A 16,185-nucleotide genomic window follows, 5' to 3' on the forward strand; every position below is an offset into this window, starting at 1 on the left:
CAGGTAAATGCCTGTTAATACCTTGTCCAAATGCGGTTTGCTGCAGGAAAACGGATATATCCCGGAGTAAATGACAGGGGAGACCTGCTCCCCTGCAACTGAAAATGTGACTAGCTCTTCACGGCTCCAAGCGTCATGCCTTTGACGAAATATTTCTGAATAAACGGATAGACCATCAGGATGGGCACTGTTACAACAATCGTAATCGCCATCTTGAGCGACTCCGGGGAGACCTGATTGGATGCCATTGAAGCAATATTGGAGCGGTAATCGCCGTTATTGCCGCTGGTTGTAGTCTGCAGGACCTTCATCAGCTCATATTGCAGCGTGGTCAGATGAGGGCTGGACCCGTTATACAGATACGTATCAAACCAGGCATTCCATTGGCCCACGGCCAGGAACAGCGAGATGGTCGCCAGCGCCGGCTTCAAAAGCGGCAAAATGACACGCAAGTAGATCGTGAAATCATTGGCCCCGTCCAGCTTCGCGGATTCCTGCAGCGCATAAGGCAAGCCGTCGATAAAGGAGCGGATAACGAACACATTGAAGGCACTAACCAGACCGGGAACAATGTAGACTGCAAAAGAGTTCATCATGCCCAGATCCTTAACCAGCATGTAAACCGGGATCATACCTCCGGATATATACATGGTCATCGCCAGAAATGTCGAAACGAACTTGCGGCCTTGAAAGTCCGGACGGCTGACGGTGAATGCCAGCATGGAGGCGCTGATCAACCCGAGCAGGGTTCCGGCGACGGTCCGTAAAGCGGATATCTTGAACCCTGTGACCAGCCCCGAGAAGGTGAAAATTTTCAAATAATTGTCCCAGGTAAATTCCCGGGGATAGATTGTGATGCCGCCGCGTACACTGTCCACTGAATCATTCAGCGAGATCGCAAGCACATTTAGAAAAGGGTATATCGTGACCACAATCACGATTAGTACCACGAGATATACGATGAAATCAAAAATCCGGTCTGCCCACGACTTTCCTGTAAGAGCTGTATTTCCCACAATAATATTCTCCTTTCACGAAAAGGCAATTTGCCGCCACGATTGGTTAAAGGGACCTTGTCTATTTACAGAAGGCTCTCTTTGGTTGTGCGTTTGAAGATTCCATTAATCGTAAACAGCAGAATTACACTGATCACAGAGTTGAATATATTGATCGCGGTACCGTAGGAATATCTCGCCATGCCCAGCCCGTATTTCAGAGAGTACAGATCGAGCACCTGCGAATAATCGGTAACGAGGTTGTTCTGAAGTAAAAATTGCTTCTCAAAGCCGATATTAAGCAAGTTCCCAATCGACATGATCAGCAGAACGATAATGGTCGGGCGGATACCCGGCAGTGTAATATGCCATACCTGGCGGAGCCTGCTGGCACCGTCCACCCGGGACGCTTCGTAGAGCTCAGGTCCGATACCCGAAATAGCCGCAAGATAAATGATCGCGTTCCATCCGGTTTCTTTCCACACATCCGATAAGGTAACGATTCCCCAGAAGAGATGGCCCTGGGCCATAAACTGGATAGGCGAGTCTATAAACCCTATTCCTAACAGGATATCGTTTACAAGACCATTTTCACTGGACAGCATTTTGGTTACAATACCGGCCGCAACCACCCATGATACAAAGTGGGGCAGATACGAGACGGTCTGAGCAAACCGTTTGAAAATGCCGAGGCGGACCTCATTAAGCAAAATGGCAAACGTTATCGGAAAAATAAAGCCTGCGACCAGGCCCATTCCGCTCATCGCCAGCGTATTGCGCAGCGCCAGAAGGAATTGCGAATCGCTGAACAGCGTCTTAAAGTGGTCGAAGCCCACCCATTCTTGTTCAAAAAAGCCGCGTGCGGGCTTGTACTTCTGGAACGCCATCGTCCAGCCCCATAACGGCAGATAGCTGAAGACGAATGCCCAGATTACAAAGGGGATCGACATCATCCATAAATACTTCTGATTCTTAAAGTTTCTCCAAAACCGTCCTCCTGAAGCAGGCTTTTTGTTGCGTTTTCGGGTATCCGGCGGGATTGGAGCAGTTGCTGTGTCCGCTTTCATAAAGCCCCCTCCTCTCTATGTCTATTATTCTAGAACGCTGTAAGCGATTGCAGTACCCTATAAATTTGATCTAAAATCAGATAGAAATTAGAGATTTGAGAACGCCCCCCCGTGAACCCTACGGCAACTCTTTATGTGGAAAAAGGGACACTAATTTGCCGGAGTACCCTATCCTCGGGCAGATGAAGTGGAAAAAGGGACACTAATTCAGCTCATTTTGCCATTGGACAAGAAAAGTGGCCCAATTAAGTTTACTTTTTCCACTTAAAGCTCAGGATTTTTTAATTTCCGGAATAATAAGTTCCCTTTTTCCAACTAGCACCTGCGTAGAAGCCGGTAAACAAGTGTTAGTTGGAATTAGGATAAGTATCTTTCAAAAAAAGCAGCCCGGCTGAAAGAGCCGGACCGCTTTTTTCAATGCAAACGCACTCATTTATTTTTGCGGAAGGAACTTGGGGAGGTCCCGACATATTTACGGAACTTTGCGTTGAAATAATCAGAGTTCATGTAGCCCACCTTCTCGGCCACTTCATATACCTTCATCCCCTGGGCCAGAAACTCTTTGGCTTTCTCAATCCGCACCTTATCCAGGTACGTGTTGAAATACTCGCCGGTGGTATTCTTGAACATCTTGCCCAGATAGGCACTGTTATAACTGAACAGCTCGGATAACGTCTCCAGCTTCAGGTTCTCGTTATACCTGCGCTGGATCAGCTCCGTAATTTTCTTGATCTCGTTCCCCTTGACGCCGCTGGTCATCTGCCCTGCGATCTCAGCCAGAAAGGCGACGGATTGCTCCTGAAGATCCTCAAGATAATGGCTCTGGTACAGCTCTCCAATCGGCGGAAAGTGCTTGACTGTATTATTGCGGATCTCCGGGTATACCGGCTCCAGCCTAGCTAATACCGTGCTGAGAATGCGCACGAAGGTGTCTTTGATCTGCTGCTCCTCTCCGCCTGCGGCGATCAGTCCGGCGCTGATCGCCTGTACCAGCGGCTCAATGGCCGCCCGGCTCCCGGTTTCGACGGCCAGCAGCAGACGGCTCTCCGCATCCGTCACCTGCTCTGTATCCGCTTCCCCGGAATCAGGGAACAACATGCCTGATGGATCTGCAGTAAGCATCATTCCTTTGCGATAAAAGAAGGCCCGCCGCAATAAGTCACGCGCCGCATTGAACGATTCCGCTGCTTCTTCCGGCCGGGGAACCGCCCCTCCCGCAGCAGCGGTGAAGTTGAACCCGCATGGGCAGATCAGCCCGGCGAGTTCTTCAATCAAGCGCTCCCGGCGCATCCCATCCTGCAGCGGCTCCTTCAGCAGCAGGCCGATATACGGCGGCAGCGTAAAAAACAGCCGGTCTCCGCTGCCGGAGAAATGCTGCTCCACAGCAGCAATGATCTTCCGTTCTTCCTCTTCGATGGCATGGGCAGGCGCAAGCAGCTCTATCAGAACCACCTCCACACGGCCGGGCGTAAGGCCAAGCGCAGCAGCCTGCTTGCCCGGATCATCCGCCCCGGACTCTTCTGCCGGCGGCTGCAGCAATGCACGCAGCAGACTCTCCCGGTTGCGGGTGGGCTCCTCTTCGTTCCAGCGGCTGAAGCGGTCTTCCCGGTCAATGGTTTCCCGCAGCTCCTTCAGGAGGGAGATCATCTCCTCCTCATCCACCGGTTTCAGCAAATACCCGTCGATCCGGTAGCCAATCGCCCGCTTCGCATAATCAAAATCGGCATGCCCGCTTAAGATCAGCACATGGCTTGTCGAGCCTTCGTTCCGAAGCTCACCGATCAGCTCCAGCCCGTCCATTCCGGGCATGCGGATATCCACCACAATCAGCTCGGGATCATGGATATGGTATTTTTCAAGGGCTTGCAAGCCATTAGCCGCTGTGGCCACTACTGTAAATCCCAACTGTCCCCATGGAATCAAAGCTCTCAGGCCTTCACGCAGCTTGGGCTCATCATCCACAATCAGCACTTTAATCATCATTTTGCAACCTCCATTGGGATGCGGAAGGAGATCCTGGTGCCTTCGTCCGGATGGCTTTCGATCGTCAGTCCGTACTTCTCACCATAGGACAGCTTTAAGCGGTCATGCACATTGCGCAGACCAATCCTTGCCCCTTCCTGCTCCTCCTGAGTCTCCAGCGTACTCCGTACCTGCTCCAGCCTGTCCTGTGTGATTCCTACTCCGTTATCCGTAATCGTAAATACGGCATGCTCCTGCTCATACCGGATCTCCACCGTCACCACCGCCCCTTCCAGGGTGTTGTCCAATCCATGAATGACCGCATTCTCCACAAGCGGCTGAATGATCAGCGGCGGCATGGAGAGAGATTCTATGGCCGGGTCTACGATAAAATGATATTTTAACCGCTCTTCATAGCGGAATTGCTGAATCTCCAAGTAACATCTGACCATATCCAGTTCCTGCTTCAGTGTAACCTTACTGCGCCCGACTTCAAGGCTGCTGCGCATCATTTGGCCGAGAAGGCGGACAACCCTGGCAATTTCCTGCTGGTTTTTCATATGGGCTTCCATTCGGATCGACTCCAGCGCATTGAATAAAAAATGAGGGTTGATCTGGCTCGCCAGCATTTTGAAGCGGATATCATTCTGCTTCTGCTGCAGCAGGCTGTTCTGCTCATTAGATACCTGCACTTCAAGCATCAGATCATGGATACTGCGCACCATGGAATTGAACTGCCGCGCGAGCAGCGCAATCTCATCCTTGCCGTCAATTTGCAGAGAGGTGTCAAAATCCCCTGTGCCCACCCGGTTGATATGCTTGCTGAGATGCAGCAGACGCCGGGAGAAGAGCGAAGAAAAGCTGAAAATCAGCAGGAAAGCCAATACTACGCTGATGGCGATGACCGAAAGCGCCAGCCGGATAATCCGGTTGGGTTCTTTGACAATGCTGTCAATGGAAAAGACTGAGACGACCCTTAGGGCGTTGCGGCTGGCCTGCGGACTCAGCTCATCAATCACAATTTGGGACGGCTCCCCCTCCACTACTGCCTCATAGCTGCCGCTCCCCCGCCCCAGCAGTTTGGTATCAAATGAGATATCGGCCAATGTCTTGCCTTCCCGTTCTTTCCGGTTCGAGGCAATAATATTGTTCTGGTCATCCACAATCATGGTATCAAATGATTCCTGGTTCAAAATGGACGTCAGCTTATTGCTGTTGACATTGATGACCAGCACTCCGGTTTTGCTGGACCCCTCCAGCTCTATTTTGCGGACAAGACTTAAATACTTGTGGTGATCCCGCTCGTCTTCAATATATTCCCAGCCTACCAACCCCTCATACCGCTGTGCGCGCTGATACCACTCGCTCTCTTTAATGGCCGGTGAAGGGTTAATCAGCTCCCAGTTATTAAGCAGTGAGGAGTTGTCCGTATATAGACGAATATTGCTGATCTCCGAATACAGCCGTATGTATTCCCGCACGTCTGTATAGTCCTGGTAAGCCTTCACCACTTCATAAATACTCTCATATTTTCGGACAGCCAATCGTTTCAGCCGGGTATCGTTGTTCAACCGGTAGGAAATATCCTGGGAGACACCAATAACCTCTTCCGTTCTTTTGCGGACCCGGTCTACGTTAGTGGAGGCTTGCTCCAGGGCATTGTCAAAGGCCATCGTCCTCATCTCAAAAGTCAGATACCCCCCTACCAGCAGCACGGGCAGCAAGGTCACCCCCAAAAAGGCAAGCAGCAGCTTATTACGGATTTTTATATCATTCATCAATTTGACGAACCAGTGAAACATGGCTTTACGCCTCCCCTGACCCTCTTTTTCCCGGTAAGGCTCCTCCCTTGGAATACACATACATTACAGAAATTCGCTGAAAACGGCAACAAAAAGCCCTCCGCGCGTAGCGAAAGGCTCTTGGGGATAAAGTGAAGCAGCCATTACAGCACGCGGGAAGCTATTTCCGGTAAGCCGCCAGTTTGTCGTTAAGTTCACGGGTTTGGCCGTATACTTGCTGATAGAGATGAAACAATCCGTTATAGACTTCAGCCTGCTGCGCATTGGGTTTGTACACTTCCGCAGGACGGATGAAGGCCTCTGCGCATTCACTCAGGGAGGCAAACCAGCCGCTGCCGTAAGCTGCAAGCATTGCCGCCCCCATAGCCGGTCCCTGCTCGCTCTCCAGCTTGATGATCGAGGCATTGAAAATATCCGCCTGCATCTGCAGCCAGGCTTCATTTTTGGCGCCGCCGCCGATGGCTACAACCTCGGTGATTTCCTTGCCGGAATCACGCACGATATCAATAGATTCACGCAGCGAGAACGTAATCCCCTCCAGCACCGAACGGGTGAAGTGGGCCAGCGTATGGCCGGCATCCATGCCGATGAAGCTGCCGCGGATATTCGGGTCAGGATGCGGGGTGCGTTCGCCGACAATATACGGTGTGAACAACAGGCCGCCGCTGCCGGCCGGAATGGAGTCTACGCCTTGAAGCAGCTCATCAAAGCTTTTATCCCCGGCAAAGGTTTCCTTGAACCAGGTAAGGCTGTAACCGGCAGCCAGCGTAACGCCCATGATGTAATAGGCATCCTTCTCTCCGTGATTGAAGAAATGCACCTTGCCTTCCAGGTTCAGATCCTTATTGCTCTCATAAGACAGCACCACCCCGGAAGTGCCGATGCTGCACATGGTCCGGCCTTCGCCAAGAATACCGGCACCAAGTGCGCCGCAGGCGTTATCTGCGCCGCCGGCGAACACTTTGGTGGAAGGCAGCAGGCCGGAAGCTTCGGCAATCTCAGGCAGCAGTGTGCCGGTCAGATCGAATGATTCCACAAGCTTCGGACAGAGTGAGAACGGCAAGCCGAAGGCCTCCGCAATTTCGGCGCTCCAGGTTTTGGCACCAACATCCAGCAGCAGCGTACCTGCCGCATCGGAGTAATCCATGGCATAGTCACCGGTCAGCCGGTAGCGCACATAATCCTTCGGCAACAGGAACAGCGCGGCCTGTGCCAGCACTTCAGGTTCATTCTCCTGCACCCACAGAATCTTGGGCAGCGTGAAGCCTTCCAGCGCACGGTTTCTGGCAATCCCGATCAGCTTGCTGCCGAGTGTCTGCTCGATCTTCCGGCACTGCGCCGTAGTCCGGGTATCGTTCCAGAGAATGGCTGGGCGCAGCACCTTGCCTTCACGGTCCACCAGCACCAGCCCGTGCATCTGCCCGGAGAAGCTGATGCCATCTACCTGCGAAGGGTCCACGCCTGAAACTTCGATCAGACGGCGCAGGCTGACCAGAGTGCCCTGTACCCAATCCTCAGGGTTCTGCTCGCTCCAGTTCGGCTGCGGACGGCTTAAGGGATACGATTCGGAATGCTCAAAAGCCACCTTCCCCTGCGGGTCTACCAATACTGTCTTTACCGCACTGGTACCAAGATCGACACCGATTACATATTTCATAGTTATCCTCCTAAAAGTTTTGCGAGCTTCTGCTTCCTGAATTTACTTCAAGCAAAACCCGCTTCGTAAGCATCTGCTTAGTTATATGAAGCGTTGCCTGTCTATTCATCAAAAAAGGGGCTGCCGAAGAATGCTCTCTTCAGCAACCCCCGTTGCGTTAGTGTTTCAGGCTTGACCTAAGTCCCGCTCTTATTGCTCAGCAAGGATGTATTGGTTGAGTGTAGCTCTCAGCAGTTCTTGACGTCCGGACTCATTCTTGCGCGGATTCTCATTGTTCAGCGCATAGTCAGCCAGCGAAGCCAGAGTGGCTTTGCCGGATACGATGTCAGCGCCAACGCCTTCAGTGAAGCTGCTGTATCGCTTATCGATGAAGTTCTCAAATACGCGGTCTTCAAGCAGCTTGGCAGCCACTTTCAGGCCTTTGGCATAGATGTCCATACCGGAGATGTGGGCCAGGAACAGATCTTCCGGCTCAAAGGAAGGACGGCGTACTTTGGAGTCGAAGTTGATTCCGCCTTTGCCAAGTCCATCGTTCTTCAGCACTTCATACAGCGTCAGGGTAGCATCATAAATGCTTGCAGGGAATTCATCGGTATCCCAGCCGAGCAATGGATCGCCCTGGTTGGCATCAAGGGATCCCAGCATGCCGTTGATGCGGGCTACGCGCAGCTCATGCTCGAAAGTATGGCCGGCAAGTGTCGCATGGTTGGCTTCAAGGTTCAGCTTGAAGTGCTTGTCGAGATTATATTTCTGCAGGAACGCAATCGTTGTTGCTGCATCGAAGTCATATTGGTGTTTGGTAGGCTCTTTTGGTTTAGGCTCGATCAGGAATTGGCCGTCGAAGCCGATTTCCTTAGCGTAATCTACAGCCATGCTGAACAGGCGGGCAATGTTGTCCTGCTCCAGGCTCATGTCGGTATTCAGCAGTGTTTCGTAGCCTTCACGGCCGCCCCAGAACACATAGTTGTCTGCACCCAGACGTTTACCCACTTCCAGGCCTTTCTTCACTTGTGCAGCAGCGTGTGCGTATACATCAGCATTGCAGGTGGAGCCTGCACCGTGCATGTAGCGCGGGTTAGTGAACATGTTGGCAGTGTTCCACAGCAATTTTTTGCCGGAAGCCTTCATGCCTTGTTCGAGGATATCTACGATAGTATCGATGTTGCTGTAGAATTCGCGCAAAGATGCGCCTTCAGGAGCGATGTCCACATCATGGAAGCAGTAGTAATGAAGGTCCATCTTTTCCATGAATTCAAAAGCTGCTTCCGCACGGGCTTTCGCTTTGTCCAAAGTGCTGAGTTTATCCCAGGCCCGGACTGCAGTTTCTGCGCCGAACGGATCGGAACCGCCAGCGGTTAGTGTATGCCAATAAGCCATTGCAAACTTCAGGTGCTCTTCCATGGTTTTGCCGGCTACGATTTCTTTCGGGTTGTAGAATTTAAATGCGTAAGGGTTGGTGGAACGGCTTCCCTCGTAAGAGATCTTGCCTACAGATTCAAAATAAGCCATTGTGAAATCCTCCTCGATATTTTGCTTCGCCCGCAAGCGTTTACAGCATCATCTTAACACATCTTTTTGACTTTGTATATTGGTTAAACAAAGTTTTTTGCAACTTTATTTTCCGCTGGCATGGCCTCCGGCCAGTCCCTTCAATTACGCGATTCTCTCTTCAGACTGTCTGCTAATCATGAACATAAAATACCCCTGAGCACTGCTCGCTATGCGTCTGCCGCAGCAAGACTTGCAGTCCCACAGCTGATAGACTCTCATTCATGCTTCTCCCTCGCTGTACCTGGTGCCGTAACCTTTCAGAATAAAAATGCTGGCGCTTGCCTGTTGCATTTTCCCGCGCATCACACTAGACTAAGTGGCATACTGTACATGAGAACGTTGCCAAGAAGGAAGTGTAAGACGTGAAGGTTACCGGTGATCAGGCGCTGGTCAAAAAAATCAACAAATCGATTATTTTACATACGATTCGCAAGCATTCTCCGGTATCCCGGGCACGGGTATCCGAAATGACGGGGCTGAATAAGGCCACCGTCTCCAACCTCGTCTCTGAGCTTTGCGGACAGGAGCTGGTTACCGAAGCCGGGCCGGGAGAATCAAGCGGCGGCCGCAAACCGCTGATGCTGCATTTCAACAGCATGGCCGGCAGTGTAATCGGCATCGAGCTGCAGGTGAAGCAATTGAAGGCAGTGCTGTGCGATTTGGGGGGCAGCACTCTTCAGGAATTGGACTGCCCGCTGGAAGTCCACGATCTGCCTTATGTCCTGGAGAAAATGAAGGCGATCATTTCAGAGCTGATTGCATCCGCCCCCTCCTCGCCTTACGGCATTGTGGGGATTGGGGTAGGTGTGCCGGGAATGGTCGATGAGCATGGCATGGTGCTGTTTGCGCCCAATCTGGGCTGGGAAATGGTTGATCTGCGGGCCATTCTGGAGCAGTCATTCGCAGTCCCCGTCACCATTGACAACGAGGCTAACGCGGGAGCACAAGGGGAGCTGAATTTTGGCGCAGCGCGCGATGTGCGCCATCTGCTCTATATCAGTGCAGGTTCGGGGATTGGTTCTGGAATCATTATTGGCGGAGAGCTGTACAAGGGGGCACGCGGGTATGCCGGGGAAACCGGCCATATGACCATAGAGGCCGAAGGAAAACCCTGCAGCTGCGGCAGCCGGGGATGCTGGGAACTGTACGCCTCGGAGAGAACCTATGACAATCCCGGGCTGGCGCTCCCCGCCCGGAGTACAACCGAGCTGGTCCGGTATGCGCATGAGGGACAGGAGGACACGCTGCGCCATTTCACAACCATTGGCGAATATCTCGGTATTGGGGTAACCAATCTGATCAACAGCTTCAACCCTGAGCTGATTGTGATCGGCGGCGCCCTGTCCGAAGCCGAGCCCTGGCTCGGAGAGCCACTGCGCAGAGTGGTGGCCGAACGGACGCTTCCTTATCACAAACAGCAGCTCGAAATCACCTTCTCCCGGCTGGGCAGCCGGGGAACCATGATTGGAGCAGGCTTTTCGGCAGTGATGCATTTCCTGGGGAACATCCGCGTGACGCTCTAGAGCAAATTGACGTAAATTCGCCGCAATTACGGAAGAATCAGGTACAGTCAAAGGAAGATCAATCCTATATAATAAGGGATAAAAGTGTGATATATGTCACCATACCCCTTTTTCTGAACGGAGAGAATCCATGACCTATGTTGATACGTCTGATATTTCGGCGCAGATGTTCATCACTGTGCTGCTGCTGCTGCTCATCATCGCTCCACTCATCAGCCTCGGCGTTCTCCGGCTGTTCCAGTCGAGGAAGAAATCGGGACTGCTGCTCATTGTCAGCGGAATTGCCGTGTATGCTCTTTTTCAAATCATTATGTACTTTATCTGAACTGGCGGATACTTTGCCACTGCAAATGGACCGAAACCAAAGCCTTAGTCAAAATAGCTGCCTGCCTAGCGGGGCAAAAAGCCACCCTGACGCTTCAACAACGGCATTTCTGCCGTTATTTCAGAGCAAACTGACCTCTAGCGCTTCAACAACGGCATTTTTGCCGTTATTTCGGAACACATCGACTGTTTGGGCTTCAACAACGGCGTTTCCGCCGTTATTTCGGAGCACACCGACCGTTTGGGCTTCAACAACGGCGTTTCTGCCGTTATTTCGGAGCACACCGACCGTTTAGCAGCGTCTCGAAGTTTTGTGTAAGAAGCGCACGTATCTTCTAAGGCTTTCGTCAGCTCGTTAAGTGGAAAAAAGGTCACTAATTTGCTCAAGCACTTTTCGCTCAGCAGCTTAAGTGGAAAAAGGGTCACTAATTCAGCTCATTTCACTCCTGACGAGGTAATATTGCCTAATTAAGTTCCCTTTTTCCACTTAAACCTCACAATTGTTGATTTTAGGGAGAAATAAGTTCCCTTTTTCCACTTGCTAACCTGCTGGATGGGCAGAAACATGCCTTTGTTTGGACAGGTCGGGCACAGACGGTGGGAACAATGGCAGAAATACTTTTGATTGGGCTGATCCGCCAGGGCTTCAGCAACTGCATTTATGCCATAATTAGCAAAAAATACCTATTCCCAACTTTATATACATCTTATCCACAACAGAAGGCAATCATCATTTGCTAAATAACAAAAAACCCGGTGATGACCGCATCAACCGGGTTGGCAATTCCTATGAACAAGCAATGGTCTGAATTATAACAGAACAGATTATACAGGAACAAAACTGCGAATCATCAAAGCGCATATTCCGCTTGGCTGCTGACCGGCAGAACACAGTCGAAGCGCTCCACGCCCGGATCCTTTTCGCTGAGGCTGGTGACCACAAATCCGCTTTTTCTGAAAAAGCCCGCGCCAGCAAGGTCCGTCTCTGCCCGCAGCATATCATTCCCTTGGCATCTCCGTAGCTCTTCGATCATTGCCCGGCCAATGCCGCGGCCCCGCAAGCGGGCTTGTACAGCAATATGCAGGAGTCCGATCGCCTCCCCCGGTTCATGACGGATGCCGGCCAGACCGGCCAACTCGCCATTTACGAAGGTGCCCAGCAATTCCCGGGAATCCCCGGTAAGATACCGGTCTACTTCTTCTGCGATCTCAGCAGCCCCGGCCTCCATACACTCTGCCAGCAGCCGCTCTACTGCATCTCTGTCCCAATAATTCTTTAGGCTGATTAACAAATGTCCCAGCTCCTTTCAGCAAAAATACAAGGAATAATAAATAGCATAAAGCAATCCGCTGCTCATATTTCGAGAAAGAAAAGACCGCTTCCCGTGTGGAAGCAGCCTTTTCCCTAATGCAGGCTATTTAGTGGAAATGATTATACGTTCGCCAATGCCTTGTCGAATTGGGTTTTGTTCATGCCGACAATCTTGAAGTCGCCAATGACAGTGACTGGCACAGCTCTCATCCCCATATCCCAAACCTGCTGGGCATAATCATCATTTTGTTCAATGTTGCGCTCCTCGTAGGAGATGCCCTTCTCGCTCAGGAAGCTTTTGACCTGACGGCAATGCGGACAGTTGGTTGAAGTGTACACAATTACATTTTCCATAGTAAAATCTCCTCCTAAAAGTTTTGTGAGCGTTACTTCGTGAATCAGCTTCGTACAAAACTCGCTCCGGAAGCATAGTCCAAGTTTTGTGAGCGTTGCTAATATATCAATGTTCTATATTGTAGCACCGCAGTGCCTGCTATACCAAGTTAGGGTTACAGAATAACCGCGCTGTGCTCCAGGCTCTCAATGTACTTCTCGGCATCCATTGCTGCCATACATCCGCTGCCTGCTGCGGTAATCGCTTGTTTGTAACGGGTATCCTGCACATCTCCGCAAGCGAATACGCCGGGAATGTTGGTTTCTGAGGTGCCTGGATTCGTTACGATATAGCCATTCGCATCCGTTGTAATCTGTCCGCCCAGGAACGCTGTGTTCGGGTGGTGCCCGATAGCGACGAATACACCGCTGGCTTCAATGAACTCTTCTTCTCCAGTCACGTTGTTAAGCACCTTAATGCCGTTCACGCCCCTGTCGCCGGAAGTCACTTCCAGCGGGGTGCGGTTGAGGCTCCAGGCCACCTTTTCATTGTCGCGGACGCGGTCCTGCATGATTTTGGAGGCACGCAGTTCTTCGCGGCGGTGAACAAGGGTTACTTTGGAAGCAAAACGGGTCAGGAAGCCTGCTTCCTCCAGCGCTGAATCGCCGCCACCAACCACTACGATCTCCTTGCCGCGGAAGAAAAATCCGTCGCAGGTCGCACAAGTGCTGACACCGCGTCCGATGTTGTCCTGCTCACCCGGAATACCCAGGTATTTGGCCGTTGCACCCGTCGACAGAATCAAGGTATCCGTAGTCAGCGCGCCCATTCCTTCCACATTGAGCTTAAACGGACGCTCGCCCAGTTCAACACTGTTGACCCAGCCTGTCACAAACTTGGCGCCGAAGCGTTCAGCCTGCTTGCGCATATTGTCCATCAGTTCCGGGCCCATGATCCCGTCAGGAAACCCCGGAAAGTTCTCTACTTCAGTAGTTGTGGTAAGCTGGCCTCCCGGCTGAGGACCTTCAATAACCAACGGATTCAGATTGGCCCGGGCCAAGTAGATGGCTGCAGTCAATCCGGCAGGTCCGGTACCAATAATGATTGATTTATACATGACTATATCCTCCTTGAGATGGACGGCTTGGTCGCCGGTTTATATTTCCTTAATTAAAATTATTATAATGTAGTACTAATTATGCTCACCTTAAGCGAATCTGTCAATATGCCAGACACAATGTAATCGCTCCATTTTGTGAACAATTCAATTTTAAACAATTAAATTTCTGGAATTGACAAAAAACTTGGACACTGCCGTCCTCACCGCAATAATCTCAGTCCATTAAGGATGACCAGAATCGTGCTGCCTTCATGGCCAACAACACCGAACGGAAGGGCAATTCCCTGTAAAAAGTTGCTCAGCATCAATGTAGCGATTACTGTCACGGCAAAAACCATATTCTGCTTCACAATCCGCTGCGAGCGGCGGGCCAGGGTAATTGTGGAGGCAATCTCTTCAATATTGTCGTTCATCAGCACGACATCGGCGATTTCAAGCGCTGCGCCGCTGCCCTTCATGCCCATTCCTATACCAACCGTCGCTGTGGCCAGTGCCGGGGCATCATTCACCCCATCGCCCACCATAACCACATTCCCGTATTGCTTACGCAGCGCTTTGATATGTGTTACTTTATCCTCAGGAAGCAGTCCTGCAAACACCAAGTCTACACCGGTCTGTCCGGCAATCACTTCCGCCGTCGCCGCGCGGTCACCGGTCAGCATGGCTACTTTTACACCCAGCTCCTGCAGTTTGCGAACCGCTGCAACGGCCTGCGGCCGCACCGTATCCTGCAGCGCAATCATCCCGGCAATCTTTTCGACGTCAAGAATCAGCGATACCGTCTTGCCTTCCTTCTCCAGCTGCCGCCGCAGCGTTTTCCACTGCTCATCTCCGTCCTCATTCCGTTCATCCAGCAGATTGGACTTGCCGATTCTCCACAGCCGCCCTTCGATCAGCCCTTCAATCCCCCAGCCGGTAACAGAGGTGCTTTCTTCAATCACATGCAGCACAAGATGCTCCTCCTCGGCCTTGCGCACAATCGCTTCCGCCAGCGGATGGCGCGACAGCTTCTCAATCGAGGCGCTGACTGCCAGCAGTTCAGTGCGGTCATATCCTTCTCCGGCAATAAAATCAGTTACCTGCGGAAGCCCCTCCGTCAGTGTGCCGGTCTTGTCAAAAGCCACCACCGAGGTTTTCGCCATGTTCTCCAAATGAACGCCGCCTTTGAAGAGAATACCTTTACGCGCACTTTTGGAGATGGCCGACAGCATCGCCGGCATGATGGAAGATACCAATGCACAGGGGGAAGCTACTACAAGAAACACCATTGCTTTATAAAAGGCCGCGCTCCAGCTCCAATCAAGCAAAAATGGCGGCAGAGCAATCAGCGCTGCCGTTGCAGCAACCACTACCCGGGCATAAATCGACTCCAGCCGCTTGATGAAGCGCTGCGATTCCGGCACCTCGGTTTCCGCTTCTTCGACCATCTTGATGATTTTGGCAAAAAGAGTGTTCTCCGCCGACTTGGTCACTTCTATATAAAGAGGGCCTTCTCCATTGATGGTTCCGGCAAATACATCGCTGCCCGCGCTTTTCTCAACAGGCAGGGATTCACCCGTAATGGAGGCCTGGTTAACCGCGGATTCCCCGCGATAGACCGTACCGTCTGCCGGAATAATCTCTCCCGGACGGACAAGCAGCTGATCGCCGACCGCGAGCAGATCAATCGCAACCTCGCTCATACCGCCTTTTTCAATCCGCACAGCGGTGGCCGGCTTCAGGGCCATGAGCGACGAAATATCTTTTTTGCTGCGTTCCATCGTATAGCTCTCCAGTGCTCCACTCAGAGCAAAGATAAAGATCAGCATCGCACCTTCGTTCCAATACCCGATTGAAGCCGCGCCCAGCGCGGCGGCAATCATCAGCAGATTCACGTCCAGGTCCCGTTCCTTCACCAGCGTCTCGACGCCTTCCTTCGCCTTGATCCAGCCGCCTACCGAGTAAGAAACAATATACAGCAGAATGGAGAAAATCTCCGACCAGCCGCTGACCGCCCAGGCAATAAGCAGAAGCAGCCCGCTACCGAGTGCTGCCTGCATTTCAGCATTGCTGAGCATAGCCTTGGGATCGAACCGGCGCGGCCGCGGAGTACGCGGCTGCTGGGCGCTGCCTTCGCGCGCCAGGGATTTAGGCAGTTGTTTGGATGTCGCTTGCATAGGGAAATCACTCTCCTGTTTCATTTTCGGGAATTGCTTGGGGTAAACAAATGCTTAGGAAAATACTTCGCAGCTTCTCCTACTGGCATACATGCTGACTGAGAATAACTGTGTCCTTACTGAGAATGAGAGCCATTATTAAGGCCCTTAAAATGACACATGCTGCCCCGGCTCAGCCGGGACAGCATGGTAAATGAGAATGATAATCGTTGTTGCAATTGTACAAATTTATTTCCTCAGTGCAACTTGTAGCTATAATATACCATGATCTGCGAAAAAGTAAAGCAGGAGACTAACCTGAACATTTTGGGGTAAAAAAAAGGCATCCCAAACCACTGATTAGCGGCTGCCGGGATGCCTTTTTTTTGCTGACGCTTACTGT

13 protein-coding genes are annotated in these 16,185 nt (G+C 51.7%); 2 read left to right on the top strand and 11 right to left on the bottom strand.

The features are described 5' to 3' along the window. Positions 1-110: 110 nt before the first annotated feature. The 6 genes from PRIO_RS29185 to xylA all read right to left on the bottom strand — a co-directional run bounded on the left by PRIO_RS29185 (position 111) and on the right by xylA (position 8,992). Positions 111-1,016, bottom strand: a complete 906-nt coding sequence (locus tag PRIO_RS29185) for a carbohydrate ABC transporter permease (RefSeq protein ID WP_020426822.1) — start codon at positions 1,014-1,016, stop codon at positions 111-113. A 65-nt stretch (positions 1,017-1,081) separates the two neighbouring features. Beyond that, entirely contained in the window at positions 1,082-2,062 is a 981-nt protein-coding gene (locus PRIO_RS29190; protein WP_020426823.1) for an ABC transporter permease, read from the bottom strand. Between the two features lie 429 nt (positions 2,063-2,491). After that, positions 2,492-4,045 carry a response regulator transcription factor gene (locus PRIO_RS29195; RefSeq protein WP_020426824.1) on the bottom strand — a complete coding sequence of 518 codons (1,554 nt, stop codon included), beginning with the start codon at positions 4,043-4,045 and terminating at the stop codon, positions 2,492-2,494. After that, positions 4,042-5,826 (bottom strand): cache domain-containing sensor histidine kinase, encoded by a 1,785-nt coding sequence (locus PRIO_RS29200; RefSeq protein ID WP_020426825.1) that lies wholly within the window; start codon positions 5,824-5,826, stop codon positions 4,042-4,044. Before PRIO_RS29200 ends, PRIO_RS29195 begins: the two co-directional genes overlap by 4 nt. A gap of 160 nt (positions 5,827-5,986) precedes the next feature. Next, on the bottom strand, positions 5,987-7,483 hold the full coding sequence (gene xylB / locus PRIO_RS29205) for a xylulokinase (RefSeq protein WP_020426826.1): 1,497 nt from the start codon (positions 7,481-7,483) through the stop codon (positions 5,987-5,989). Between the two features lie 189 nt (positions 7,484-7,672). Then, on the bottom strand, positions 7,673-8,992 hold the full coding sequence (xylA, locus tag PRIO_RS29210) for a xylose isomerase (protein ID WP_020426827.1): 1,320 nt from the start codon (positions 8,990-8,992) through the stop codon (positions 7,673-7,675). Between the two features lie 404 nt (positions 8,993-9,396). Here xylA and PRIO_RS29215 point away from each other — a divergent pair, with 404 nt between their 5' ends. Next, complete coding sequence (locus PRIO_RS29215; protein WP_020426828.1) at positions 9,397-10,557, top strand: ROK family transcriptional regulator; 1,161 nt, start codon at positions 9,397-9,399, stop codon at positions 10,555-10,557. Between the two features lie 130 nt (positions 10,558-10,687). Beyond that, a complete protein-coding gene (locus tag PRIO_RS29220; RefSeq protein WP_020426829.1) occupies positions 10,688-10,882 on the top strand; it encodes a hypothetical protein in 195 nt (64 codons plus the stop codon). 120 nt (positions 10,883-11,002) lie between these two features. Here the strand turns inward: PRIO_RS29220 and PRIO_RS36290 are convergent, their stop codons facing one another. The 5 genes from PRIO_RS36290 to PRIO_RS29240 all read right to left on the bottom strand — a co-directional run bounded on the left by PRIO_RS36290 (position 11,003) and on the right by PRIO_RS29240 (position 15,803). After that, entirely contained in the window at positions 11,003-11,164 is a 162-nt protein-coding gene (locus PRIO_RS36290) for a hypothetical protein (RefSeq protein WP_167345678.1), read from the bottom strand. 568 nt (positions 11,165-11,732) lie between these two features. Further along, positions 11,733-12,173, bottom strand: a complete 441-nt coding sequence (locus PRIO_RS29225; protein ID WP_020426830.1) for a GNAT family N-acetyltransferase — start codon at positions 12,171-12,173, stop codon at positions 11,733-11,735. A 140-nt stretch (positions 12,174-12,313) separates the two neighbouring features. Further along, positions 12,314-12,547 (bottom strand): glutaredoxin family protein, encoded by a 234-nt coding sequence (locus PRIO_RS29230; RefSeq protein WP_020426831.1) that lies wholly within the window; start codon positions 12,545-12,547, stop codon positions 12,314-12,316. Between the two features lie 155 nt (positions 12,548-12,702). After that, complete coding sequence (trxB, locus tag PRIO_RS29235; RefSeq protein ID WP_020426832.1) at positions 12,703-13,644, bottom strand: thioredoxin-disulfide reductase; 942 nt, start codon at positions 13,642-13,644, stop codon at positions 12,703-12,705. 203 nt (positions 13,645-13,847) lie between these two features. Beyond that, positions 13,848-15,803 (bottom strand): heavy metal translocating P-type ATPase, encoded by a 1,956-nt coding sequence (locus PRIO_RS29240; protein WP_020426833.1) that lies wholly within the window; start codon positions 15,801-15,803, stop codon positions 13,848-13,850. Positions 15,804-16,185 lie beyond the last annotated feature (382 nt).

The sequence above is a fragment of the Paenibacillus riograndensis SBR5 genome, assembly GCF_000981585.1.
Classification (GTDB): Bacteria; Bacillota; Bacilli; order Paenibacillales; family Paenibacillaceae; genus Paenibacillus_AQ; species Paenibacillus_AQ riograndensis.